This window comes from Pseudobacillus badius, assembly GCF_002189605.1.
GTDB lineage: Bacteria > Bacillota > Bacilli > Bacillales > Domibacillaceae > Pseudobacillus > Pseudobacillus badius.
Genome location: NZ_MWMM01000001.1, coordinates 360,991 through 387,083 on the forward strand (window position 1 = coordinate 360,991; position 26,093 = coordinate 387,083).

Annotated in this window: 25 protein-coding genes; all 25 read left to right on the forward strand. The window is 44.9% G+C overall.

Annotated features, from left to right (window positions below; translation table 11 throughout):
- Positions 1–3: 3 nt before the first annotated feature.
- The 25 genes from fabD to xerC all read left to right on the forward strand — a co-directional run bounded on the left by fabD (position 4) and on the right by xerC (position 26,093).
- Complete coding sequence (fabD, locus tag B1A98_RS01755) at positions 4–951, forward strand: ACP S-malonyltransferase (protein ID WP_063383497.1); 948 nt, start codon at positions 4–6, stop codon at positions 949–951.
- Entirely contained in the window at positions 948–1,691 is a 744-nt protein-coding gene (gene fabG / locus B1A98_RS01760) for a 3-oxoacyl-[acyl-carrier-protein] reductase (protein ID WP_063383498.1), read from the forward strand. The genes fabD and fabG overlap by 4 nt, the downstream gene beginning before the upstream one ends.
- 171 nt (positions 1,692–1,862) lie before the next feature.
- The gene (gene acpP / locus B1A98_RS01765; RefSeq protein WP_041100323.1) at positions 1,863–2,096 is read left to right on the forward strand and encodes an acyl carrier protein; all 234 of its coding nucleotides are present in this window, start codon (positions 1,863–1,865) and stop codon (positions 2,094–2,096) included.
- Positions 2,097–2,216: 120 nt separating this feature from the next.
- Complete coding sequence (gene rnc / locus B1A98_RS01770; RefSeq protein ID WP_041099926.1) at positions 2,217–2,957, forward strand: ribonuclease III; 741 nt, start codon at positions 2,217–2,219, stop codon at positions 2,955–2,957.
- Positions 2,958–2,975: 18 nt separating this feature from the next.
- Positions 2,976–6,542, forward strand: a complete 3,567-nt coding sequence (smc, locus tag B1A98_RS01775; protein ID WP_063383499.1) for a chromosome segregation protein SMC — start codon at positions 2,976–2,978, stop codon at positions 6,540–6,542.
- 80 nt (positions 6,543–6,622) lie between these two features.
- Entirely contained in the window at positions 6,623–7,636 is a 1,014-nt protein-coding gene (gene ftsY / locus B1A98_RS01780; protein WP_063383500.1) for a signal recognition particle-docking protein FtsY, read from the forward strand.
- 221 nt (positions 7,637–7,857) lie between these two features.
- The gene (locus tag B1A98_RS01785) at positions 7,858–8,172 is read left to right on the forward strand and encodes a putative DNA-binding protein (protein WP_041099932.1); all 315 of its coding nucleotides are present in this window, start codon (positions 7,858–7,860) and stop codon (positions 8,170–8,172) included.
- A gap of 11 nt (positions 8,173–8,183) precedes the next feature.
- Positions 8,184–9,533 (forward strand): signal recognition particle protein, encoded by a 1,350-nt coding sequence (gene ffh / locus B1A98_RS01790; protein ID WP_063383501.1) that lies wholly within the window; start codon positions 8,184–8,186, stop codon positions 9,531–9,533.
- A gap of 164 nt (positions 9,534–9,697) precedes the next feature.
- Positions 9,698–9,970, forward strand: coding sequence for a 30S ribosomal protein S16 (gene rpsP, locus B1A98_RS01795; protein WP_041099936.1), 273 nt, complete (start codon positions 9,698–9,700; stop codon positions 9,968–9,970).
- Positions 9,971–9,975: 5 nt separating this feature from the next.
- On the forward strand, positions 9,976–10,209 hold the full coding sequence (locus B1A98_RS01800) for a KH domain-containing protein (protein ID WP_041099938.1): 234 nt from the start codon (positions 9,976–9,978) through the stop codon (positions 10,207–10,209).
- Positions 10,210–10,356: 147 nt separating this feature from the next.
- Positions 10,357–10,737, forward strand: a complete 381-nt coding sequence (locus tag B1A98_RS01805; protein WP_063383647.1) for a YlqD family protein — start codon at positions 10,357–10,359, stop codon at positions 10,735–10,737.
- 13 nt (positions 10,738–10,750) lie between these two features.
- A complete protein-coding gene (gene rimM / locus B1A98_RS01810; protein ID WP_063383502.1) occupies positions 10,751–11,269 on the forward strand; it encodes a ribosome maturation factor RimM in 519 nt (172 codons plus the stop codon).
- Entirely contained in the window at positions 11,269–12,012 is a 744-nt protein-coding gene (gene trmD / locus B1A98_RS01815) for a tRNA (guanosine(37)-N1)-methyltransferase TrmD (RefSeq protein ID WP_063383648.1), read from the forward strand. Before rimM ends, trmD begins: the two co-directional genes overlap by 1 nt.
- Before the next feature lie 125 nt (positions 12,013–12,137).
- Positions 12,138–12,482: a 50S ribosomal protein L19 gene (gene rplS / locus B1A98_RS01820; RefSeq protein ID WP_041099942.1), complete on the forward strand. Its 345-nt coding sequence runs from the start codon at positions 12,138–12,140 to the stop codon at positions 12,480–12,482.
- 124 nt (positions 12,483–12,606) lie between these two features.
- The gene (gene lepB, locus B1A98_RS01825) at positions 12,607–13,143 is read left to right on the forward strand and encodes a signal peptidase I (RefSeq protein ID WP_041099944.1); all 537 of its coding nucleotides are present in this window, start codon (positions 12,607–12,609) and stop codon (positions 13,141–13,143) included.
- Positions 13,144–13,178: 35 nt separating this feature from the next.
- Positions 13,179–14,036, forward strand: a complete 858-nt coding sequence (gene ylqF, locus B1A98_RS01830; protein WP_063383503.1) for a ribosome biogenesis GTPase YlqF — start codon at positions 13,179–13,181, stop codon at positions 14,034–14,036.
- A gap of 1,025 nt (positions 14,037–15,061) precedes the next feature.
- Positions 15,062–15,835, forward strand: coding sequence for a ribonuclease HII (locus B1A98_RS01840; protein ID WP_063383504.1), 774 nt, complete (start codon positions 15,062–15,064; stop codon positions 15,833–15,835).
- Between the two features lie 13 nt (positions 15,836–15,848).
- On the forward strand, positions 15,849–17,726 hold the full coding sequence (locus tag B1A98_RS01845) for a hypothetical protein (RefSeq protein ID WP_063383505.1): 1,878 nt from the start codon (positions 15,849–15,851) through the stop codon (positions 17,724–17,726).
- A complete protein-coding gene (locus tag B1A98_RS01850) occupies positions 17,723–18,004 on the forward strand; it encodes an EscU/YscU/HrcU family type III secretion system export apparatus switch protein (protein WP_041099952.1) in 282 nt (93 codons plus the stop codon). Before B1A98_RS01845 ends, B1A98_RS01850 begins: the two co-directional genes overlap by 4 nt.
- A gap of 215 nt (positions 18,005–18,219) precedes the next feature.
- Positions 18,220–19,383, forward strand: coding sequence for an ADP-forming succinate--CoA ligase subunit beta (sucC, locus tag B1A98_RS01855; protein ID WP_041099954.1), 1,164 nt, complete (start codon positions 18,220–18,222; stop codon positions 19,381–19,383).
- A 34-nt stretch (positions 19,384–19,417) separates the two neighbouring features.
- Positions 19,418–20,320: a succinate--CoA ligase subunit alpha gene (gene sucD, locus B1A98_RS01860; RefSeq protein WP_041099956.1), complete on the forward strand. Its 903-nt coding sequence runs from the start codon at positions 19,418–19,420 to the stop codon at positions 20,318–20,320.
- 115 nt (positions 20,321–20,435) lie between these two features.
- On the forward strand, positions 20,436–21,371 hold the full coding sequence (gene dprA / locus B1A98_RS01865) for a DNA-processing protein DprA (RefSeq protein WP_082821605.1): 936 nt from the start codon (positions 20,436–20,438) through the stop codon (positions 21,369–21,371).
- A gap of 249 nt (positions 21,372–21,620) precedes the next feature.
- The gene (gene topA, locus B1A98_RS01870; RefSeq protein ID WP_063383506.1) at positions 21,621–23,699 is read left to right on the forward strand and encodes a type I DNA topoisomerase; all 2,079 of its coding nucleotides are present in this window, start codon (positions 21,621–21,623) and stop codon (positions 23,697–23,699) included.
- A 126-nt stretch (positions 23,700–23,825) separates the two neighbouring features.
- Entirely contained in the window at positions 23,826–25,130 is a 1,305-nt protein-coding gene (gene trmFO / locus B1A98_RS01875; protein WP_063383507.1) for an FADH(2)-oxidizing methylenetetrahydrofolate--tRNA-(uracil(54)-C(5))-methyltransferase TrmFO, read from the forward strand.
- A gap of 60 nt (positions 25,131–25,190) precedes the next feature.
- Entirely contained in the window at positions 25,191–26,093 is a 903-nt protein-coding gene (gene xerC, locus B1A98_RS01880; RefSeq protein ID WP_063383508.1) for a tyrosine recombinase XerC, read from the forward strand.

A 26,093-nucleotide genomic window follows, 5' to 3' on the forward strand; every position in this document is an offset into this window, starting at 1 on the left:
AAAGTGGGGAAAATCGCCTTTGTTTTTCCGGGACAAGGATCACAAGCAGTCGGAATGGGGAAAGCTCTTGCAGATGAGTATCAAGAGGTTCGGGAGTTGTTTGAAGCAGCGGACCAAAAGCTGGGCTTTTCATTAAGTGACCTTATGTTCAATGGCCCAGAAGAAAAGCTGACTTTAACTATGCATGCGCAGCCGGCTATTTTGGCAGCGAGCATAGCTGCATTAAGAATTTTTGAAAAGGAAGGCATCACACCGGACTTTGTTGCCGGCCACAGCTTAGGGGAGTATACAGCTTTGGCAGCGGCTAAAGCGCTGACGTTTGAAGATGCGATTTATGCCGTTCACAAGCGCGGCCAATTTATGGAGCAGGCCGTGCCTGCCGGTGAAGGAACGATGGCGGCTGTGCTTGGAATGGAGCGGAGCCTTTTGCAAGAGGTCACAGCTGAAGTCACAGCATCCGGGGAAACAGTCGGCCTTGCCAACTTAAATTGCCCGGGGCAAATTGTCATTTCAGGAACAAAAAATGGAGTGGCATTAGCTGGTGAGCGAGCGAAGGAAAAAGGAGCGAAACGGGTGCTGCCGTTAAATGTGAGCGGTCCTTTTCATTCTTCCTTGATGAAGCCGGCGACCGAGCAGCTGGAAACAGTGCTGAACGGAGTCGAAGTGAAAGATTGTGAAACACCGCTGATTGCCAATGTCGATGCAAAACCGGTAGTGAAAGCGGAAGATATCCGTGCGAAGCTGCTTCAGCAGCTGTATTCTCCTGTTCTTTGGGAAGACAGTGTCGAGGCGCTTATTGAAGCAGGCGTTGATACCTTTATTGAAATTGGTCCCGGGAAAGTGCTGTCAGGACTCATCAAAAAAGTAAATCGGAAAGTAACAACTTACGCTGTGCAAGATGGAGCGTCCATCCAAGAAGCAGCGAAAGCATTAAAGGAGGCAGCCCAATGAAATTAGAAGGAAAAGCCGCTCTAGTAACAGGCGCATCCCGCGGAATCGGGCGCGAAATTGCTTTGGAGCTCGCTCGTGCAGGAGCAGATGTAGCCGTTAACTATTCTGGAAGCGAAGCAAAGGCAAATGAAGTAGTCGAGGAGATCAAAGCGCTTGGCCGCAAAGCAGTAGCCATCCAGTGCAACGTTGCCGACAGTGATTCGGTGGCAGAAATGGTCAAGCAAACAACAGAAGCCTTCGGCAAGATCGATATTCTTATCAACAACGCCGGCATTACCCGTGATAACCTATTAATGCGCATGAAAGAGCAAGAGTGGGACGATGTTATCAATACCAACTTGAAAGGCGTCTTTCTGTGCACAAAAGCGGTTACTCGGCCGATGATGAAGCAGCGGAGCGGCCGGATTATTAATGTCGCTTCTATCGTCGGTGTCAGCGGAAATCCGGGGCAGGCCAACTATACTGCTGCTAAAGCCGGTGTCATTGGTTTAACAAAAACGACAGCGAAAGAGCTCGCTTCCCGCGGCATTACTGTAAATGCTATAGCGCCGGGCTTTATCGCGACAGATATGACAGATGCGTTGCCGGAAGAAGCAAAATCAGCTATGCTTGGCCAAATTCCGCTTGGCTATTTCGGCGATCCGGCAGACATTGCCAAAGCGGCCGTGTTTTTGGCATCGGAAGACTCTAAATACATTACCGGCCAAACGCTTCACATCGACGGCGGCATGGTCATGTAAGGTGAAAAGCGGAAGTCGCTCTTTGACTTTCTCGCTTGCGGGTGATTTGCCCGCGAGCTGCTAGTGCCAGGAGCTGGACAATAAAGAAAGTGAATGGCGCTTGATAAGCAGAAAATTTATTTTATCTTTACCGAAAATCGTCTATAATGACTTGAGGGGAGGTGAATGAGTGTGGCAGATGTATTAGAGCGTGTAACGAAAATTATCGTAGATCGTCTTGGAGTAGAGGAATCCCAAGTAACTCTTGAAGCTTCTTTTAAGGAAGATCTTGGAGCGGATTCTTTGGACGTAGTTGAGCTTGTAATGGAATTAGAAGATGAGTTCGACATGGAAATCTCTGACGATGATGCAGAAAAAATCGCAACAGTGGGCGACGCTGTGAATTACATAAACAGCAAAAATTAATCGTTCGAAGAATACAAGCTCCGTTCCTGGAACGGAGCTTTCTTCTTTTGCGATTTTTTTCAATTTCGACTACACTGTGTGTGGTGGATGCAAATTAGTTTAATTACCGGAGGAAATCCAATGAAAAAACCACATAGAGACTCTAAAAGGCCTTTATCGAGAAGAGAGCAGCAGTTTCAGCAGCTGCAGGAAAACTTAGGTATTCATTTTCATGATGAGAATTTATTAAAGCATGCCTTTACCCATTCATCCTATGTGAATGAGCATCGGAAAAAACCATACGAGGACAATGAAAGACTTGAATTTTTAGGGGATGCGGTGCTTGAATTAACCGTTTCTCACTATCTGTTCAAAAAATACCCATTAATGTCGGAGGGAGATTTAACAAAGCTGCGAGCTGCGGTGGTTTGCGAGCCGTCTCTTGTCACCTTCGCTAATGAGTTAAACTTTGGCAAATATGTGCTTCTCGGAAAAGGAGAAGAAATGACTGGCGGACGCATGAGACCAGCCCTTTTGGCAGATGTATTTGAAGCGTTCATGGGCGCCTTATTTTTGGACCAAGGAATGGATGCAGTCCTCAGTTTCTTGAAAGAGATTATTTTTCCTCGAATTGATTCCGGTGCTTTTTCTCATATGATGGATTATAAGAGCCAGCTGCAGGAACTGGTGCAGCGCCAAACGAAAGGGCTGCTTGAATATAAAATTCTACAAGAGAAAGGCCCGGCGCACAGTAAAGAATTTGTTTCTCAAGTTTCGTTGAATGGAGAGGTACTGGGAAACGGGCAAGGCAAGTCCAAAAAAGAAGCCGAGCAGCTGGCCGCTCAAAAGGCTTTGGCAGCTTTGAAACAACTTACAGAGTAGAAGGCAGGGGAAAGGAACATGTTCCTGAAAAAACTGGAAATTGCCGGGTTTAAATCGTTTGCGGAGCGCGTGTCTGTTGAATTTGTCGATGGCGTGACAGCTGTAGTCGGTCCGAATGGCTCGGGGAAAAGCAACATTACTGACGGCATACGCTGGGTGCTGGGAGAGCAATCGGCAAAGAGTTTGCGCGGCGGTAAAATGGAGGATGTCATTTTTGCCGGCAGTGACAGCCGCAAGCAGTTGAATGTCGCTGAGGTGACGCTCACCTTAAATAACGAAGCCCAGACCCTTCCTATTGAATATAATGAAGTCAATGTCACAAGAAGGGTCTATCGTTCCGGAGACAGTGAATATTTTATCAATAAGAGACCTTGCCGTTTGAAGGACATCGTCGATTTATTTATGGATTCAGGACTTGGCAAGGAAGCGTTTTCGATTATCGGCCAGGGCAAAGTAGAAGAAATATTAAACAGCAAGCCGGAAGAGCGCCGGGCAATTTTTGAAGAGGCAGCAGGTGTCTTAAAATATAAAACCCGCAAAAAGAAGGCAGAAAAAAAGCTTGATGAAACCCAGGAAAACTTGTTGCGCGTCCAGGATATACTGCATGAGCTGGAAGGGCAGATCGAACCATTGCAGATGCAAGCCTCTATTGCAAGGGACTATCTCGATAAAAAAGAAGAAATGACAAGCTATGACATTGCAGCCATCGTATATGAAATTGACGAGCTGCATGGCCAGTGGGAAAAGTTAAAGTCGAGTCATGGCGAGCATGCAGAACAGGAATCTGTACTTTTTGCCAATTTGCAGAAGAAAGAAGCAACAGCGGAGGAATTGCGGACACAGATTACGGCTCTTGATGAGTCAGTGAACGATTTGCAAGGGGTGCTGCTCGCTGCCAGCGAGGAGCTGGAAAAGCTGGAAGGCCGCAAGCAGGTGCTTCAGGAACGAAGAAAGAACGCGATTCAAAATGAAGGCCAGCTTGCCGACAACCTAGCGGAGGCTAAAGAGAAAATCAAGCAGCTTTCCATCCAAGCTGAGCAACTAAAAGAGAAAGTGGAAGCGGATCGGCGGGAAGAAGCTGAATGTAGGCAGCAATTGTCTAAGCAACAACAGGAAATGCAGCAGCTTTCTAAAAATCTGGAAGCAGAAATTGAGTCGTTAAAATCTGACTACATTGATAAGCTGAATATACAGGCATCTGCCAAGAATGAACGACAGCACGTTAAACAGCAGCTTGAACAATTGACACGCAGAAAAGAGCGGCTCGATGCAGAAAACAAGAAGTATTTGGCGGAACGGCAGGAAATAGAAGCTAAAAAGTCCGCCATTGAAGCCGCCCTCGCCTCTGAGCAAGAGCGTGTAACGACTCATTTAGATGGTTTGCACCGGGAGCAGCAGCTTCTCGAAGCAATGAAAGCGAAATACGAGAAGCAGGAATCCAGTCTTTATCAAGCCTATCAAATTCTTCAAGATGCCAAATCGCGCAAGGAGATGCTTGAATCTTTGGAAGAGGACTATTCCGGCTTTTTCCAAGGGGTCAAAGAAATTTTGAAGGCGAGAGGTCGGCAGCTTTCAGGCATTGAAGGGGCCGTCGCGGAAATGATTGATGTGCCGAAAGAATATGAAACGGCGATTGAGGTAGCTCTTGGCAGCAGCATGCAGCACATTATCACCGCTGATGAGCGCGCTGCCCGCGAAGCGATTGGCTTTTTAAAGAAGCACCGATTTGGCCGGGCAACATTTTTGCCGCTAACGTCCATAAAAGAAAAAGTATTTCCGGCCGCTCTTATTGCACAGCTTGAAAATGACGGCCGCTTTATCGGAATTGCAGCTGACTTGATCCGTTTTCCTGGCACCTACCGACCGGCGATCACGAACCTTCTCGGCCATACGGTAATCGCCGCCCATCTTGAAGGCGCCAACGAATTGGCCAAGCTGCTCAATTACCGTTACCGGATCGTCACGCTCGATGGTGATGTGGTGAACCCTGGAGGCTCTATGACAGGAGGAGCCTTAAAGCAAAAAGGCGCTTCGTTGATCAGCCGCAAAAATGAGCTGGAAACGCTAAAAGCCAAGCTTGCTTCTATGGAGGAAAAGACGGCGGCGGCTGAGCGTGAAGTGAAAAAATTAAAGGGTAATATCCTTTCTAAAGAAGCGCTTTTGAAAGAGATGAGGAACGAAACGGAGGCAATCCGGGCAAAAGAGCAGGAATGTAAAAACGAACAGCTGGAGTGGCAATTTGCTTATCAAACGATCAACAGCCGCCTGTCGATTTATGATACAGAAAAGCAAGAGTTTGAAGCCGAACAGCAGCGGCTGCAGCAGCTTTTGGAAAAAGCGGAAACCCAGCTTGCCGAGAGCGGGCAGGAAATTGAAGCTCTTGATGCGCAAATTAAGAAATTAACCGAGCAAAGGGCGCATGAAAGCACCTTGAAAGAAACAATCGCTCAAGCAATCAGTGAGCTGAATTCCAAGCTTGCAGTTAAAAATGAACAGCTGATGTCAGGGAACGAGCGTCTCAAGCAAGTTCTTGCCGAACTGGCCGCCTCCGAACAAAAGTATAAACAGTGGAATGAGGATTTAAATTGGCTGAAAACAGAAATGTCAGCAAGCGGACAAGGCGAGGAAGAAATTGACGAAGCTGCCCGCAAAAAACGGCAGGATAAAGAAGAAATCACCAAGCTGATCGCAATGCGCAGAAATGAACGAATGGACAAGCTAAGCCGTCTGGAGGCCGAGGACAAAGAGCTGAAAGAATTGAGAAGGCTTCATAAAGCAATGAGTGAAGCTGTTCAGGATGAAGAAGTCAAAATCAACCGTCTTGATGTAGAGCTTGATAACCGGCTGGAGCAGTTAAATAAAGAATATGCTCTCACATACGAAGCAGCCAAAGAAAAATATCCGCTGCCATTTCCGATTGAGGAAGTCCGGAAAAAGCTCCATCTGATTAAACTGTCTATTAAAGAATTAGGCAGCGTCAATCTAGGAGCTATTGAAGAGTATGAACGAGTATCGGAGCGATATACCTTTTTGGAGGAGCAGCGGGCCGATTTGCAGGAAGCGAAAGATACATTATCTCAGGTCATCGAGGAAATGGATGAGGAGATGACGAAAAGGTTTAAGGAAACCTTCCAATCAGTCAGCACACAATTTCTCCCGGTTTTCCAATCATTATTCGGCGGGGGAAGGGCAGAATTGCGATTAACGGACCCAGAGCATTTGCTAAGCACAGGAGTTGAGATCGTTGCCCAGCCTCCCGGAAAGAAGCTGCAAAGTCTAAGCCTTTTGTCCGGGGGAGAGCGGGCATTAACAGCTATCGCCCTTTTGTTTGCAATTTTGAAAGTGCGCCCTGTGCCGTTTTGTGTGCTCGATGAAGTAGAGGCGGCTTTAGATGAAGCCAACGTATTCCGCTTTAGCCGCTATTTAAAGCAATTTAGCAAGGATACACAATTTATTGTTATTACTCATAGAAAAGGAACGATGGAGGAAGCTGATGCGCTCTATGGCATTACGATGCAGGAATCAGGCGTGTCAAGACTTGTATCCGTCACAATGGATCAAAAAACAGAAGCACCTGTTTCATAGGCTTAAAAGCCAGCGGGCGGCCGTTTGCCAAAGCCGCCGCTATTTGGCTTGTCAAATTCGTAAATGGAGGAGGAAAGCAGATGAGCTTTTTTAAGAAATTAAAAGAAAAATTAACGACTTCTACCGATCAAGCGGCAGAAAAATTCAAAACAGGATTAACTAAAACACGTGATAACTTTTCAAGCAAAGTAAATGATCTCGTCGCGCGCTATCGCAAAATTGACGAGGATTTTTTTGAAGAGCTGGAAGAAATTCTGATTGGCGCCGATGTTGGCTTTGACACGGTGATGGATCTGATTGAACAATTAAAACATGAAGTGAAGCGCCGCAATACGAAGGACCCGGCAGAAGTCCGCGACATCATTACAGAAAAGCTCGTGGCTATTTACCAAAATGGCGAGGAAACGCCGAATGAGCTGAACATACAAGAAGAGGGACTGACAGTTATTCTTTTTGTCGGTGTCAACGGCGTAGGAAAAACTACAACAATCGGCAAGCTTGCTCATAAATTCAAATCAGAAGGCAAAACCGTGCTGCTGGCTGCCGGTGATACTTTCCGGGCCGGAGCGATTGAGCAGCTCGAGGTTTGGGGAGAGCGTACAGGAGTAGATGTCATTAAGCAAGGGGAAGGGTCAGACCCAGCTGCAGTCATGTATGATGCTGTGCGGGCAGCAAAGTCACGGAATGCCGATATTTTGTTATGTGATACAGCCGGGCGTCTTCAAAACAAAGTGAATTTAATGAAGGAACTCGAAAAAGTAAAGCGAGTCATTGAAAGAGAAGTGCCGGGGGCGCCGCATGAAGTGTTGATCGTTCTTGATGCAACGACAGGACAAAATGCGATGGTCCAGGCAAAAACGTTTAAGGAAGCAACAGACGTAAGCGGCATTGTGCTGACAAAGCTCGACGGAACGGCAAAGGGCGGCATTGTGCTGGCTATTCGCAAAGAACTTGAAATTCCTGTCAAGTTTGTCGGTTTAGGAGAAAAAATGGATGATCTTCAGCAATTTGATGCCGAGAAATATGTGTATGGTTTATTTTCAACAGCATTTGAAGAAACAGAGCAGGATTCGGAAGAAGAAGACGAAGAATAAGCTGGTTTTCAGCAAGAAGCAGCGGCCTGCCATGTCCATCAGTTAGTGGAGGCTTTATGGTTAGCCCAACTTATCATTGGATGGTGCAAGAACGTTTGCCTGCAGGCGTGAAGGCCGCTCTTTGCTTTTCTTAGCCGTAAAGATATTTTCTTGACATCAGTGGGGAAAGTCGGTAGACTGTTTTTATGTAAAGGGTTTTAACTTAACAAGGGGGGCTGTTCATGCTTGAAAAAACAACAAGAATGAATTTTCTGTACGATTTTTATCATTCTTTGTTAACGGATAAGCAGCGCAGTTATATGTCCCTTTATTACCTTGATGATTTCTCTCTCGGTGAAATTGCGGAAGAGTATGAAGTAAGCCGCCAAGCGGTATATGACAATATTAAGCGTACCGAAGCAATGCTCGAGGAGTACGAAAGCAAATTATTGTTATTTAAAAAATTTCAAGAGCGCAGCCGTTTGCTGAAGCAGTTAAAGACATTTGTTTCAGATGACGGTCTGTCAATTATTGAATCGCTTGAGAAATTAGATTAGGAGGCGGCAAGATGGCATTTGAAGGATTAGCCGACCGACTGCAAAATACGATGCAAAAAATCCGCGGCAAAGGAAAAGTCACAGAGGCGGATGTCAAAGAAATGATGAGAGAAGTGCGCCTTGCCCTGCTTGAGGCAGACGTGAACTTTAAAGTCGTCAAAAACTTTGTCAAGAAAGTCAGCGAACGCTCTGTCGGCCAGGAAGTAATGAAAAGCTTAACGCCCGGACAGCAAGTCATTAAAGTAGTTAAAGAAGAATTGACTGAGCTGATGGGCGGCGAGCAAAGCCAGATTGCGGTAGCCAAGCGGCCGCCAACAGTGATTATGATGGTCGGTCTGCAAGGGGCCGGTAAAACGACAACAACCGGCAAGCTGGCTAATTTGCTGCGCAAGCGCTACAACCGCAAGCCATTGCTTGTAGCAGCGGACATTTACCGACCGGCCGCTATTAAGCAGTTGGAAACTCTCGGTAAACAATTGAATATGCCTGTGTTTTCATTAGGCGATCAAGTCAGCCCTGTGGAAATTGCCAAGCAGGCAATCGAACAGGCAAAAGCTGATCATCACGACTATGTTTTGATTGATACAGCCGGTCGTCTGCATGTTGACGAGGACTTGATGGGCGAATTAAAGGACATCAAAGAACTGACTAACCCTGATGAGATCTTCCTTGTAGTAGATGCAATGACCGGTCAGGATGCCGTCAATGTGGCCCAGAGCTTTAATGATCAGCTCGGCGTAACGGGTGTCATTTTAACGAAGCTTGATGGTGATACACGCGGAGGGGCTGCTTTATCGATCCGTGCAGTTACCGAGAAGCCGATTAAGTTTGCGGGGATGGGGGAGAAGCTGGATGCTCTCGAACCTTTCCATCCAGAACGAATGGCTTCCCGAATTCTGGGCATGGGTGACGTGTTGACGCTGATTGAAAAGGCGCAAACGAGCGTGGATTCGGAAAAAGCCAAAGAGCTTGAGCAAAAAATGCGGACGATGTCTTTTACATTCGACGATTTTCTTGAGCAGCTTGGGCAAGTCCGTTCAATGGGACCGCTGGATGAGATTATAAAAATGCTTCCTGGCGCCAATAAAATTAAGGGCTTAAATAACGTTCAAGTAGATGAAAAGCAAATTTCCCATATCGAAGCGATTATCCAATCGATGACCAGCGAGGAAAAGCAGCATCCGGAAATCATCAGTTCCGGCCGCAAAAAGCGGATTGCGAAAGGAAGCGGAACATCCATTCAAGAAGTGAACCGTCTTCTGAAGCAATTTGAAGAAATGAAGAAAATGATGAAGCAGATGTCCGGCATGCAGCAAAAAGGCAAGAAAAAAGGAATGCCATTCAAATTTCCGTTTATGTAAGGAAAGCGAAAACAGCTGTTCAAGCGTGCCAGGCCAATGCGGAATCATAAAAAACCAGCTCTTTATCGGGGCTGAATAAAATGTAAAGAAAAAAACCTTTACAAACAACCTTGTTATTTGTTATTATTCTATCTTGTGTAAAACTATTCGGAGGTGCTTTAAAAATGGCAGTAAAAATTCGTTTAAAACGCATGGGTTCTAAAAGAGCTCCATTCTATCGTATTGTAGTAGCAGATTCTCGTTCTCCACGTGATGGACGTCAAATTGAAACAGTCGGAACATACAATCCGATCTCTCAACCAGCAGAGGTAAAAATCGATGAAGAGCTAGCGCTAAAATGGCTCCAAAATGGTGCGAAACCATCTGATACAGTACGCAACCTTTTCTCTAAACAAGGCATTATGGAAAAATTCCACAACGCTAAAGTTAGCAAATAAGAGAAATGGAAGAGCTAATCTTAGCAATTGTTAAACCACTTGTCGACCATCCGGAGCAAGTCATCATAGAAGAGAAGACAGAAGGAAGCAAAGCAATTTACCGGTTATCTCTTCACCCAGATGATATCGGAAAAGTTATCGGTAAGCACGGCCGCATTGCTAAGGCGGTTAGAACCATTGCAACAGCAGCAGCAAACGCTGCTCACCAAAAAAAAGTGTATGTAGAAATAGCCGAATAGGGAGGGATAACCTCCCTTTTTTCATATAAATTTTTAACAACGAAAGCGAAGCCGGCTGGAGGGGGCTGTAACCTTCTAGCCAAGATGGTTGATGTCTCTAGTTCCCAAGGAGGCAGGAAGATCTGGCATAGAAAGGAAGGCGGAGGCATGCAAGTTTTGCGGACGACAGTGGTTAAGCAAGTATTAACAGAAACGTTGAAACAATCACTGCTTTCATCTTATCAGGATAAAAAAAGCCAGCTGGAAAAAGAATATGAACAATTGCGCTTTGAGTTAAAGAAGACGGAAAGGCAGCAAAAAGGCAGCCGCCAGCACAAAGCCGGCTTTTTTCAAAAAGAGATGGAACAGCGCAGGCAAAAGATAGAAAATATTGATTTTCAACAAAGCCAGCTTGAGATGCTTCCCCTTGGCAGTGAATTAAAAGAAAAAGAAGTACAGGCGCTCATTGATGTTCAAGTCGGTGATCGCTGGGAAGAAACCGAAAAGACAATCGTCATTAAAGATGGCATTGTTGTTGAGATTCGTTAGAGGTGAACCAAGAATGGAAAAATGGTTTAATGTCGGAAAAATTGTAAATACACATGGAATCCGCGGTGAGGTAAGAGTGATTTCAAGAACGGACTTTCCTGATGAACGGTATAAAACAGGAAATGTCCTCTATCTGTTTATGCCTGGTGAAACAGAAGAGAAACCTTTGGTCATCACATCACACCGTAAACATAAGTCATTTGATTTGCTTACATTTGAAGGATTCGAAGGGTTAAACATGGTCGAGCCGTTTAAAGGCGGACTGTTGAAAATAAAAGAATCCCAGCTAGGCGAATTGAATGAAGGAGAATACTACTTTCATGAAATCATCGGCTGTGTTGTGAAGACGGTGGATGAAGAAGAAATCGGCAAAGTAACGGAAATTCTCACGCCTGGCGCGAATGACGTATGGGTCGTGAAAGGGAAAAATGGGAAAGACTGCTATATCCCATACATTGAGCAAATCGTGAAAAAAGTGGATGTCAAAGAAAAGCAAATTTTTATTGAACCGATGGAAGGATTATTATCATGATGAAGATTGATATTCTTTCTCTTTTTCCAGAAATGTTTGATGGGGTTCTTCATTCCTCGATATTAAAAAAAGCCGCTGAAAAAGGAAAAGTCGAATACAATGTCATCAATTTTCGGGAGTTTTCTGACAGCAAGCATAAAACAGTGGATGATTATCCCTATGGAGGCGGGGCCGGCATGGTATTAAAGCCGCAGCCGGTTTTTGATGCGGTCGAACAGGCGAAAGCGTCATCCTCTTCTTCCCATCCCCGTGTAATTTTAATGTGCCCGCAAGGAGAGCGCTATTCGCAGAAAAAAGCAGAAGAGCTGGCAGCGGAGGAGCACCTTATTTTCATTTGCGGACATTATGAAGGCTACGATGAAAGGATTCGTGAGCAGCTTGTAACCGATGAAATTTCAATCGGTGATTTCGTGCTGACCGGCGGAGAACTGGCGGCTATGGTCGTGACTGATAGCGTCGTCCGCCTTTTGCCGGATGTGCTTGGCAATGAAGAATCCCCTGTTCTGGATTCTTTTTCTTCCGGTCTTCTTGAGCATCCCCACTACACTAGACCTGCTGAATTCCGCGGTTTGAAGGTGCCGGATGTGCTTCTTTCCGGAAACCATCGATTAATTGAAGAATGGAGAAACAAGGAGTCATTAAAACGGACGTGGGAGCGTCGTCCGGATCTGTTAGAGGACTATCCGTTATCTAACCAGCAGAAAGCCTGGTTAGAAGAGTGGAAAAAAGAAAGAGATTCTTGATTTGTTGGTTCAAATGTGATAGAATTTTCTAGTGGTTTGTGACAACAGTCCAAGCCCATTAAAACGGTGTTCCGCTGTGACTCAAAAAAGTTGTATTGAGCATCTGTTAGAAGGAGAGGAATAATATGCACAAATTAATTGAAGAACTTACTAAGGAACAACTTCGCACAGATCTTCCGGCATTCCGTCCTGGAGATACAGTACGTGTACACGTAAAAGTTGTTGAGGGTACACGCGAGCGTATCCAGGTTTTTGAAGGGGTTGTTATCAAGCGTCGCGGCGGCGGAATCAGCGAAACATTTACAGTTCGCAAAATTTCTTACGGCGTAGGCGTTGAACGTACGTTCCCGCTTCACACACCTAAGATTGAAAAAATCGAAGTTACTCGCCGTGGTAAAGTTCGTCGTGCTAAATTGTACTACTTGCGTAACCTTCGCGGTAAAGCAGCTCGTATTAAAGAAATTCGATAATAATAGGCATTTTCGTGAGAGGAGCTTGGAAACAAGCTCCTTTTTCAAATGAAAGAGCCCTTTCTTTCCTCAATAGCGCCCAAGATGATATGATAATTACATAATAAATTAGGTGGTGACGAATTTGGCAAAGGAAAAAAACGAATTCTGGGAGTGGACAAAAGCTTTTTTAATCGCAATCGGGCTGGCTGCAATTATTCGTTATTTTATTATTGCGCCGATTGTCGTAGACGGAGAGTCAATGATGCCGACATTAAATGACGGTGACTGGATGATTGTCAATAAGTTAGGACAACCTGAACGGTTTGATATTATTGTTTTTCATGCACCGGAACATAAAGACTATATTAAGCGTGTTATCGGCCTTCCTGGCGATAAAATAGAATATAAAGATGATAAGCTGTACGTTAATGGAAAGTACTATAAAGAGCCTTACTTAGACGAGTATAAAGAGCAAGAGCCTGGACCGCTTACTCCTGACTTTACCTTAAAAGATATTACAGGGGAAGAAACAGTGCCTGAAGGCGAAGTTTTTGTGTTAGGCGATAACCGCCTGTACAGTAAAGACAGCCGCCACATTGGCACGGTTAAAATGGATGAAGTAGTTGGCGACACCAGCCTTGTTTTTTGGCCGCTAAACAAACTGCGCCTCGTCGATTAACACAGCAGTATTTTGACAGAACAGAGGTGAAGACTGTGACAATTCAATGGTTTCCCGGCCACATGGCCAAAGCAAGGAGACAAGTAACAGAAAAGCTGAAGCTTGTTGATATTATCTTTGAATTAGTGGATGCCCGTCTGCCGGTTTCTTCGCGCAATCCGATGATTGATGAAATTATTCAACAGAAGCCGCGGCTTGTGCTTTTAAATAAAGCCGATATGGCAGACCCCTCAGTAACCAATCGCTGGCTGGCTTACTTTAAAGACAAGGGGATTCCGGCTTTAGCGATTAATTCGCATGCAGGAAATGGTCTTGCCGCTATTAATAAAGCGGCAAAGGAGATCCTGAAGGACAAATTCGACCGCATGAAAACCAGAGGGATCAAGCCAAGAGCCATCCGGGCAATGATTGTCGGCATCCCAAATGTAGGGAAGTCTACGCTAATCAACCGGCTCGCTAAAAAAAATATTGCTAAGACCGGCAATATGCCTGGCGTGACGAAAGCTCAGCAATGGATTAAAGCGGGAAAAGAAATGGAACTTCTGGACACGCCGGGTATCCTATGGCCAAAATTTGAAGATGAAGAGACGGGCTTTAAGCTGGCTCTTACTGGAGCGATCAAAGATGCGATTCTTAATTTACAGGATGTAGCCATTTTTGCTCTGGGCTTTTTGGAAGTCCACTATCCAGACCGCCTAAAGGAGCGCTACCAGCTTGACGACATCCCGGAGGATGTGGTCGATCTTTTTAATCATATTGGAAAGCTGCGCGGCTGCTATGCCGGGCGCAGCGAAATTGATTACGACAAAACTACAGATATGATTATCCGCGATATCCGCGGAGAAAAGCTTGGAAAGCTGACTTTCGACTTTCCGGAAGATCAACTTTTGTAACACTTGTATGTTAGGAGACAGGCGAACATTCGCAGCCAGTCTGACGTCAAGAAAGCAGATAGTATGTACACGTTAAAGACCCTTTTGTCGAGGCCTTTCAGACTGCGGACAAACTCAATGAAAATTGAAGTTTGTCCGCAGTCTTTTTATTTGTTTGTGGATGGGCCTGTTGCTTTTTATTCCAGGCTGCTTCGCTTTCCGCGGGGCGGGCGGCGAGCCTCCTCGCCGCTAAAGCGCCTGCGGGGTCTCGCCTGTCCCGCTGATCCCGTCGGAGTCTTCGCGCCTTCCATTGCAATCAACAGGACGTACAAAAAGAGGATAGCCGTATAGCTATATCTGTTTGAAAATGGGGTCATCCTGCCGTTATCAAGCGGCTGAATGGAACATCAGCAGTCTTTTTATTTGTTTGTGGATGGGACCTGTTGCTTTCTATTCCAGGCTGCTTCGCTTTCCGCGGGGCGGGCGGCGAGCCTCCTCGCCGCTAAAGCGCCTGCGGGGTCTCGCCTGTCCCGCTGATCCCGTCGGAGTCTTCGCGCCTTCCATTGCAATCAACAGGACGTACAAAAAGAGAATAGCCGTATAATGATTACCTGTTTGAACATAAATCGATCAAACGATTGAGAGAATGAAGATGCTTTTGAAACACCATCCCATCCAGCATAGGATCGCTTTAGACCAGCTTGTACCAGAGAAGCATCTGGTTCGTCAAATGGAGCAGCGATTGCTTTTTCCTTTATTTATGACTTGATGGAAGAGAATCATCGATACAGAGAGGTCTATCTTTCTCTCAAATGGCTTGAGTCCCTTTTGGCGACAAATTGAAAGACCTTTTTTAGGGTCTTTATTTTTTCGGAAAAAAGCCGATATAATTGAAAAACAATGATAAGATGGATCAAGTCAGGGCCAGGCAATTTCGACGGCCTCAAGAGGTACATAATCTAAAAGGTTCATTATATTTTACTGAAAACAAATTGTGCAAAATTCAAAAAATATCACCGTTAAGAAATCAATTGAAGGAGCTAGCTATGTCCCAATCCATAAGCGAAATTAAAAGCGAATTAAAAAACATACAAGCAGAAGATAATCCGCAGCTTCAAGAGTGGCTGAGAGACCCGCGCAAAGGAGTTCAGCAAGCGATTGCGCAATGGTATCGCCGGCAAGAAAAGCGGAAACAGGAACAGCTGCATTATGAGCAAATGAGAGTGTTTGAACAGCAGCTCATGGAGCAGGGAGTGACCGCTGCCGCCGGGGTTGATGAAGTGGGGAGGGGACCGCTTGCCGGACCGGTTGTAGCAGCGGCGGTTGTCTTGCCTCCGCAGCTTGAATTAATTGGAATCAATGATTCGAAGAAGCTTTCTAAACAAAAAAGAGAGTTTTTTTATAAAGAAATTATCGAAAAAGCCGATGTTGGCATCGGCGTTGTCTCCGCTTTCGAAATTGATCAAATAAATATATATGAAGCAACAAAAAAAGCGATGAAAGAAGCTGTGTCCGCACTTTCGCAGCCGCCGGAACATTTGCTGATTGATGCGTTGAAGCTAAATCTCCCTATTCCCCAAACCGCTATTATAAAGGGAGATGCAAAGAGCGTTTCGATTGCGGCAGCTTCAGTTGTTGCCAAGGTAACAAGGGACCGTTTGATGTGCGACTATGCCCAGAGTTATCCACAATATGGTTTTGAAAAAAACATGGGGTACGGTACGGCTGAGCATTTAGCTGGACTGCGCTCAAGCGGTCCATGTGAGATTCATCGAAAAAGTTTTTCTCCAGTAAAAGAGATGGAGCAGCAGAAAAAGTAAAGGGGGAAAAGGAGTGATTATCCAGCAAGCCGCCCTTGCCCAAGGGCTTCTTGGGAAAGAAAAGACAGTCCAATTAAGAGAAGGAGAAATGTTTCCTGCCAAAGTAGTGAAAATGCTGCCTAACGGAATGGCTGAGCTTTCAACTGGAACGACAACGATGGTCGCCAAGCTAGAGGTGCCTCTTCAGTCAGGAGAACGGTACTGGTTTCGGGTGACATCGGCCGATGACGGCATACAGCTGCAGGTTGTTACCTCGCCTATGGCGGGCAGCGAGAATATCGGGAAGATGGCAAAGGAGCTGTTGCTGCAGCTTTCCTTGCCATTGACCAAAGAGAATAAAGCCTTTGTGGAAATGATGATGAAAGAAAAGCTGCCGTTAACTAAAGAGTTAATTATCAAAGCGGGAGAATGGCTGGCAAAAGGAACATTATCTGAAGGATTGCAAGTGATCAAAGCCATGATTGACCATTCTCTCCCCATGAGCAAGGATATCTTTCAGCCGCTCATGACAGCCTATTCTCCAGCTTCGCTCGCTGCATTAACCAAAGAGTTGTCTTCGAGACTCCAGCAGCTGGAACAGCCACCACCTGCAGCAACGGCGATCATCAAGTTGCTGAAGGAATGGCAGCAGCCCTTAGAAAAGCATTTGGTCCAGAGGGTGGCAGCTGCCGTAATCGAGCAGTTATTTTCGACAGATAAGCCGTCTACTGTCCAAACGGCAGCCTTTGATTTAGTGAAATCATGGGGCCTTGTTCCTAAAACTGCCGAAAATATAGAGGATGCGCTTATCCAAATCGTTCGCCAATGGGGCAAAGAGAGGAGCCAACCGGGCCAGTTGACCGTTGAAAACCGGTCAACCCCTTTAAAAGAAGCGATAAGCCAATTGGTGCAGCAGCCGGCGGACAAAGCGTCTTTGCAACGAGTAGAGCAGCTGCTTTCAGCCGCTGCCAGATCAGCTGAAAAGAATGCTGGAGAGCCTTTAATGACTGAAGTAAAGTCAATAATGGAAGGGATAAAGGGAAAAGCTGTGAGCGATGAACAGCTGGCGGCTCTTTTTAAAACAGCCGCTAAGGTGAGCATTCAGCAAAAACAGCCTCATGAAGCGATTCGTCAGCTGGCTTCCCTATTTAATAAAGAAGCGGAGGAAGTCGTTCAGCTGATCAGGAATGAAACAGCAGCACTTCACTCTTCGTCCTTGTCCGCTCTTTCCAAAAAGGATGTCTTGTTTCAACAAATCATCCTTGCCGCCGAAAATGAAATTCAGCTTCATTTCTCGGCCAAGGAAGCACATTCCCTGATCAAGGATACGTTTCGGTTGTTGGGAGTTGATTTGGAGAGCATGTTGAACGCCGATATCGGCGAAACAGAAGTGGAAAAGATGCTGAAGCCTCAGCTGCTGCGCCTTCTCCATGAAAACATTCCGGTTCACGTCAGAGAATCTGCCGAGCAATTGCTTGGACGAATGACTGCCCAGTCTTTATTATCCGCTGAGAATGGGCCGCTGCAGCAGCTGGTTATGCAGGTTCCGGTTAATCTGTTTGGATTTCATACAGAATTAACTTTACAGTGGTCAGGAAAAAAAACAGAGGACGGTCAGCTGGATGCTGATTATTGCCGGGTGCTTTTTTATTTAAATTTGGAAAATATAAAGGAAACAGTCATCGATATGCAAGTGCAGAACCGGATTATCCAATTGCATATATTTAACGAAACACCTGGCTTAAAAGAGGCGGCTGCCGAGCTGATTCCAGTATTAAAAGCTGGGATTGAGGACAAAGGCTATCAACTGTCCAGCATTCAATTTAAACAGCCGCAAAAAGCCGTCCTGCAAGCCCCGCTTGCACAAGCAATGGCGGCCCAGCCGTATGAGGGAGTGGACATTCGCGTATGAATAAGGAAGCGCAAAGAAAGCAGGCAGCCGCTCTGTCTTACCGGCCTGAAAAAAATCAATCGCCGGTGCTGATTGCTAAAGGGAAAGGGAAAGTGGCAGAAAATATCCTCGAAAAAGCGAAGGAACACAATATTCCTATTCAGGAGGACCCCAGCCTTGTGGAACTGCTTGGCCAGCTGGAAATCAATGAAGCGATTCCGGAAGAGCTTTATCAAGCGGTAGCGGAAGTGTTCTCCTTTATTTACCGGCTGGATCAACTGAAAAAAATGGGGGAATGAGGTCAGCCATTTGAGGGAAAGGTAACAGATAGAAGAGACTGCGCAGAAATATCCATTTTTTCCTATAAAACGGTTTAGGTAAAAGGTTGAAATTGCTGAAATATATAAAAAAGCCGAACAATAACAAATTTAAGTACAATATCTAGACAGGAATTACTAGTTTATATACAATGGAAACGCAGTCTACTTTTTTGAGATTGATAGGAGGATGAAGTATGAATATCCATGAGTATCAAAGCAAAGAAATCCTCAGAAATTACGGGGTAGCCGTTCCAAACGGTAAAGTTGCTTTTTCCGTAGAAGAAGCAGTTGAAGCAGCAAAACAACTCGGCACTGACGTTTGTGTAGTAAAAGCACAAATTCATGCAGGCGGCCGCGGAAAAGCGGGCGGAGTAAAAGTTGCAAAAAACATTGATGAAGTGCGTACATATGCTGAAGAAATTTTAGGTAAAACGCTTGTCACTCATCAAACAGGTCCAGAAGGAAAAGAAGTCAAGCGTTTATTGATCGAAGAAGGCTGCAATATTCAAAAAGAATATTACATCGGTCTTGTTCTTGACCGCGCAACTTCTCAAGTCGTATTAATGGCTTCTGAAGAAGGCGGAACAGAAATTGAAGAAGTGGCCGCTGAAACTCCAGAGAAAATTTTCAAGGAGTATATCGATCCGGTAACTGGCTTAATGCCTTATCAAGCACGCCGCATTGCATTTAACATTAACATCCCGGCAGAGCTTGTGAATAAAGCAGTGAAGTTCATGATGGGTCTTTATACAGCGTTTGTTGAGAAAGATGCTTCTATCGCTGAAATTAACCCGCTCGTTGTGACAGGTGAAGGCGATGTTATGGCGCTTGATGCGAAAATCAACTTTGATTCCAACGCATTATACCGTCACAAAGACATTATGGAATACCGCGATCTTGAAGAAGAAGATCCAAAAGAAATCGAAGCTTCAAAATATGACTTAAGCTATATCTCTCTTGACGGCAACATTGGCTGTATGGTTAATGGGGCAGGCCTTGCTATGGCAACAATGGATATCATCAAGCACTATGGCGGCGACCCTGCAAACTTCCTTGATGTTGGGGGCGGCGCAACAGCTGAAAAAGTAACAGAAGCATTTAAAATTATCCTTTCTGATAAAAACGTTAAAGGGATTTTCGTTAACATTTTCGGCGGAATCATGAAATGTGACATTATTGCAACTGGTGTAGTAGAAGCGGCGAAGCAAGTCGGTTTATCTGTACCTCTTGTTGTTCGTTTAGAAGGAACAAACGTTGATTTAGGCAAGAAAATCTTAAGCGAATCTGATATTGACATTGTGGCTGCCGAGTCTATGGCTGATGGCGCGCAAAAAATCGTTGAACTTGTAAGCAAATAATCCCAGAGTTGACCAGAGAAAGGCAGGTATAGGCATGAGTGTATTTGTTAATAAAGACACAAAAGTAATCGTTCAAGGTATCACTGGTAAAACAGCTCTTTTCCATACAAAACAAATGTTGGAATATGGTACAAAAATCGTTGGTGGTACATCCCCTGGTAAAGGCGGAACAGAAGTAGAAGGAGTACCGGTATTTAATACTGTTAGCGATGCAGTGAAAGCAACAGGCGCTAACGCTTCTGTTATCTATGTTCCTGCTCCGTTCGCTGCAGATGCGATCGTAGAAGCAGTGGATGCAGAGCTTGATCTTGTTATTTGTATCACTGAGCATATTCCGGTATTGGATATGGTCAAAGTAAAACGTTACATGCAAGGCAAGAAAACACGTTTAGTCGGTCCGAACTGTCCAGGGGTTATTACACCTGGTGAATGTAAAATCGGCATCATGCCTGGATACATTCATACAAAAGGACATGTTGGCGTTGTTTCCCGCTCTGGTACATTAACTTATGAAGCGGTACATCAATTGTCACAAGCTGGCATTGGACAATCAACAGCTGTCGGCATCGGCGGAGACCCGGTAAACGGCACAGACTTTATTGATGTATTAAAAGCGTTCAATGAAGATCCTGAAACAAAAGCTGTTATCATGATCGGTGAAATTGGCGGAACAGCTGAAGAAGAAGCGGCACAATGGGTGAAGGCAAACATGACAAAACCTGTTGTCGGCTTTATTGGCGGACGCACAGCTCCTCCAGGAAAACGCATGGGCCATGCTGGCGCTATCATTTCCGGCGGAAAAGGAACAGCTGACGAAAAAATCCGCGTAATGAACGAATGCGGCATTAAAGTAGCTGAAACTCCATCTGTTATGGGAGAAACATTGATCGAAGTGATCAAAGAAAAAGGCATCTACGAAGAGTGCAAAACTCACTAATTCTATAAAATCAACAACTAAGAGACTGTCCGGGAAGCCATGAAATAAGCCTTTCGGACAGTCTTTTCTAATCTCTGCAAGCCTAAGGAATCATTGTTTATGGAATCATTTTTCGATGTCCGAAAGCAGGATCAGTAGGCTTAAATCGTTTAAAGAAAAGGAGGAAATCAAACTGGATCAATTAACGAGAAAAATTATCCACCTGCAGCATTGCAAAGGAATTGGCTGGAAAGCGATTTACTTGCTATTGAAGCAAGACAGCGATTTAAAAAATTTATATCACTATCCCCCTGAGTATTTTTCCCGCACACTCGCTTTATCCCCTGCTCAATCCATCGCTGTTATTGAACAGCTCAAAGATGCCACTCTTTATTCCCTGCCTGAAACCTATAAAGACTATGGGATTAGCGCCATACCCATTTACAGCTCTTCCTATCCCTCCCTCTTAAAAAATTTGCCGCAGCCTCCATGGGTTCTTTACGCAGCAGGAAACTGCTCCTTGCTTAAACAAGAGCGCAAACTAGCGATCGTGGGAGCGCGAAAAGCGGATGAATACGGCCGAAAAGCGATACAGCTTTTAGTGCCGGAGCTGATTGCAAACCATTATATCATCGTTAGCGGGCTGGCTAAAGGAGCGGATGCCTTTGCTCACGAGGCTGCTCTGGCGGAGGGAGGAGGAACGATTGCGGTGATTGCCGGCGGATTTCATCACTTGTATCCGCGGGAGAATTTGCCTCTCGCTCGAAAGATCGTGCGTTCCGGCCTGATTGTATCGGAATTCCCGCCGAATATACAACCTAAAAAGTGGCACTTTCCAGCTAGAAATCGGATCATTAGCGGGCTGTCGCTCGGGACTGTTGTAGTACAGGCGGGCAAGCAAAGCGGTTCACTTATTACTGCTTATTGTGCCTTGGAACAAGGAAGAGAAGTGTTTTGTGTGCCGGGGCGAATGGATGATCCGCTCTCTGAAGGCACAAATGAACTAATTGGCGAAGGAGCCAAATTGGTACAGAAGACCGCTGATATTTTATCGGAAATAAAGGGAAAATAAAGGCGGAATTTCAAGAAATAATCATTGTTTTTTCCTTCTTTTATAAAAAAAGGTTGCTTTTATTCGCAAACTGTATTAAATTTTGCAAAAGAATCAATGATTTAAAAGAGGCAAAAAAATATATGAGCGAATAGAGAAAAAACAAATAGAAAAACATAATTAAAAGGCAATTGATTGACAATTATCATCAATACGGCTAATAATGTGTGTTACATCTATTTATTTTCACCTCTAGGGGGAGGTTTATGAATGTCAGAGTACTTAGTAATAGTCGAGTCCCCTGCAAAAGCGAAAACTATTGAACGTTATTTGGGGAAAAAATATAAAGTGAAAGCATCCATGGGCCATGTGCGCGATCTGCCTAAAAGTCAGATGGGTGTGGATATAGAAAATAGCTATGAGCCGAAATACATTACGATCCGCGGAAAAGGGCCGGTGCTGAAAGAGTTGAAAACGGCTGCTAAAAAGGCGAAAAAAATTTACTTGGCAGCTGACCCCGACAGAGAAGGGGAAGCCATTGCCTGGCATTTGGCCCACAGCCTGGACTTAGATACCTCATCAGACTGCCGCGTAGTGTTTAATGAAATTACAAAAGATGCTATTAAAGAATCGTTTAAACATCCGCGGCCCATTAATATGAACCTTGTGGATGCCCAACAGGCGCGCCGCATTCTTGACAGACTAGTCGGTTATAACATTAGTCCGCTTCTTTGGAAGAAAGTGAAAAAAGGATTGAGTGCAGGACGGGTTCAATCGGTTGCCCTGCGGCTGATTATTGACCGCGAGAAAGAAATCAGCCTCTTCAAGCCAGAAGAATACTGGACGATTGAAGCCCAGTTTTCAAAAGGAGCTACTTCATTTTCTGCTTCTTTCTATGGAAAAAATGGAAAGAAAACGGCACTGAAGTCAGAAGAAGAAGTCAAAGCAACGCTTGCCGCTATCAAAGGCAACAGCTTTGAGATTGCAAGTGTGACTAAAAAAGAACGCAAAAGAAACCCTGCGCCTCCGTTTACAACCTCTTCCTTGCAGCAGGAAGCGGCCCGCAAGCTGAACTTCCGGGCAAAGAAAACGATGATGCTGGCTCAGCAATTATACGAGGGAATCGACTTAGGCAAAGAAGGAACAGTCGGTCTCATTACTTACATGAGAACGGATTCTACAAGAATATCCGAAATTGCCCAAAAAGAAGCCCGTGAGTTTATTGAATCAACACATGGCAAAGAATATACAAGAGCAACAGAAGCAAAAAAAGAAAAAAAATCATCCAAGGCACAAGATGCGCATGAAGCCATTCGGCCGACGAGTGTGCTGAAAGAGCCGGGCATGCTGAAGGAGTTTCTGTCCCGCGACCAGCTGCGGCTATACAAATTAATATGGGAACGCTTCCTTGCCAGCCAAATGTCATCAGCTGTCATTGATACAGTCAGCGCTGACCTTGTAAACGGTGACATTACCTTCCGGGCCACTGGTTCAAAGGTAAAATTCCAGGGATTTATGAAAGTATATATAGAAGGATCTGATGACGGCCAAGAGGAAAAAGAGAAGCAGTTGCCTAACCTCGAAAAAGGCGATACAGCTATTTCTGAAAATATAGAGCCGAAACAGCATTTTACACAGCCGCCGCCCCGCTATACGGAAGCCCGGTTGGTGAAAACTTTAGAAGAACTTGGAATTGGCAGGCCATCTACCTTCGCTCCTACGCTTGATACGATTCAAAAGCGCGGCTATGTGTCTCTTGACAATAAAAGGTTTGTGCCGACTGAGTTAGGCGAGATTGTCCATGAACTGATGAAGGAATTTTTCTCGGATATTATCGACGTGGAATTTACGGCAAAAATGGAAAAGGATTTGGACCATGTTGAGGATGGACAAGTAGAATGGGCAGAAGTCATCGATGAATTTTATCGCGGTTTTGAACAGCATTTAGTCAAGGCAGAAGAAGAAATGGAGAAAGTGGAAATTAAAGATGAGCCGGCCGGGGAAGATTGCGAAAACTGCGGCAGCCCAATGGTCTTTAAAATGGGCCGCTACGGAAAATTCATGGCTTGCAGCAATTTCCCTGATTGCCGAAATACAAAAGCAATTGTAAAAGAAATCGGAGTGAAATGCCCAAGATGCAACGAAGGAAATATAATAGAAAGAAAAAGTAAGAAACGGCGGATTTTTTATGGATGTGACCGCTTTCCGGAATGTGACTTTTTATCTTGGGATAAACCAATTGAACGAAAGTGTCCAAAATGTGAACAGATGCTCGTTGAAAAGAAATTGAAAAAAGGCGTACAAATTCAATGTACAGGATGCGATTACAAAGAAGAGACACAAGTATAAAAGCGGGAGATTCCCGCTTTTTTACTTGTTTTCATACATAATACTTTTTTTATGGGAACGTCTGTTGTACAATGCTGTAGGGACATAGATGTACGTACCATTATTTATTCAGGAGGCTAGAAAACAATGGAACCAGTTGTTAATGTGATCGGAGCAGGATTAGCTGGAAGCGAAGCCGCTTTTCAAATCGCTGAACAAGGCGTAAAGGTACATCTATTTGAGATGCGGCCGGTCAAGCAAACGCCGGCTCACCATACAGACAAATTTGCTGAGCTTGTCTGCAGCAATTCATTGCGGGCCAACGGGCTTACGAATGCAGTCGGTGTGCTGAAAGAAGAAATGAGAGCCTTAAACTCTGTTATTATTTCTGCTGCTGATCATTGTTCTGTTCCGGCAGGAGGCGCCCTGGCAGTTGACCGCCATGAATTTGCCGGCCAGGTAACTGAGCGGGTGAAAAATCATCCGAATATCACCGTATTCAATGAAGAGGTAACGGATATTCCAGAAGGGATTACCGTCATTGCTACCGGTCCGCTGACAAGCGAATCGCTATCCCAACAGCTAAAAGAGTTAACGGGCGAGGAATATTTATACTTTTATGATGCTGCTGCTCCTATTATTGAAAAAGACAGCATAGATATGAATAAGGCTTATTTAAAATCCCGTTATGATAAAGGCGAAGCCGCGTATTTAAATTGCCCAATGACCGAGGAAGAATTTGACAAATTTTACGAAGCGCTGATTTCAGCTGAAACAGTTCCGTTGAAAGAGTTTGAAAAGGAAATTTTCTTTGAGGGCTGTATGCCAGTTGAAGTGCTGGCGAAGCGCGGAAAGAAAACCTTGTTGTTTGGCCCGATGAAGCCGGTTGGATTGGAAGATCCAAAAACAGGAAAGAGACCCTATGCGGTCGTGCAGCTGCGGCAGGATGATGCTGCTGGGACGCTTTACAACCTTGTCGGTTTTCAGACTCACTTAAAATGGGGACCGCAAAAGGAAGTGCTCCAGCTGATTCCGGGTCTTGAACAGGCAGAGATTGTCCGATATGGTGTCATGCATCGCAACACATTTATTAATTCTCCAAAAGTGTTAAAGCCGACTTACCAGTTCAAGGAACGCAGCAATGTATTCTTTGCCGGCCAGATGACAGGGGTAGAAGGCTATGTCGAGTCTGCAGCGAGCGGTTTAATTGCCGGCTTAAATGCAGCGCGCCTGGCTTTAGGAAAAGAGCCGGTTCAGGTACCGGCAGAGACAGCGATCGGCAGCATGGCTCATTATATTACTTCCGCCAGTGAAAAGAATTTTCAGCCAATGAATGCGAATTTTGGTTTGTTTCCAGATCTCCCGGTTAAAATAAGAAATAAAAAAGAAAGATACGAGGCCCATGCACAACGGGCATTGGAAACAATTCGGACTTTTGTGAAAAATTTGTAAACTTTCTTGCAAGGGTTGCTTGAGTGTGATACTATTTAGTAGCCCTAAGGGGGTGCGTAAATGTCTGAACCTTTTAATAAGTATTTACAATCTTTCATTGAATTCCTGCGGGTGGAAAAGCATTATTCAGATTATACGATACAATTTTATCGCTACGATATTGAAGAATTCTTTAAGTTCACTAATGAGCAAAGCATTGAGGACTTGAAGGACGTAGAATACTTAGATGCACGGCTGTATTTAACAACGCTGCACGAAAAACAACTGTCCCGTTCAACGATCGCTAGAAGAATCTCTAGCTTGCGCAGTTTTTTTCGTTTTTTATCCAGAGAAAAAGTTATAACGGAAAATCCTTTTGCGCTCGTTCAGCAGTCAAAAGGGGCAAATAAGCTCCCCTCCTTTTTTTACGAAGAAGAGATGGAAGAGCTTTTTGCTGTGTGTGCAGGAGAGGGGCCCTTAGAAATCCGCAACCGGGCGATTCTGGAATTGCTGTATGCAACAGGCATCCGCGTGAGTGAATGTACAGGAATTGAAATGAAGCATATTGATTTTGATTTTTCCGTGTTACTTGTTAAAGGGAAAGGGAATAAAGAGAGATATGTGCCGTTTGGCAGCTTTGCTCATGAGGTCATAGAGAGATACATAGCAACCGCGAGAAAGCACTTGATGAAGTCTGGAGATGACCACTCTTTTTTGTTTGTAAACCATCATGGCAAACCGCTGACTGCAAGAGGCATCCGTCATATCCTGGGTGGGCTGATAAAGAAAGCTTCCTTAACGAGAAAAATTCACCCGCATATGCTGAGGCACACATTTGCCACTCACTTGCTAAATCATGGAGCCGATTTGCGGACGGTTCAGGAGCTGCTGGGTCATGAGCATCTTTCTTCTACGCAGGTGTATACTCATGTGACGAAAGAGCATTTAAGAAAAACATATTTAACCCATCATCCCCGTGCGTAA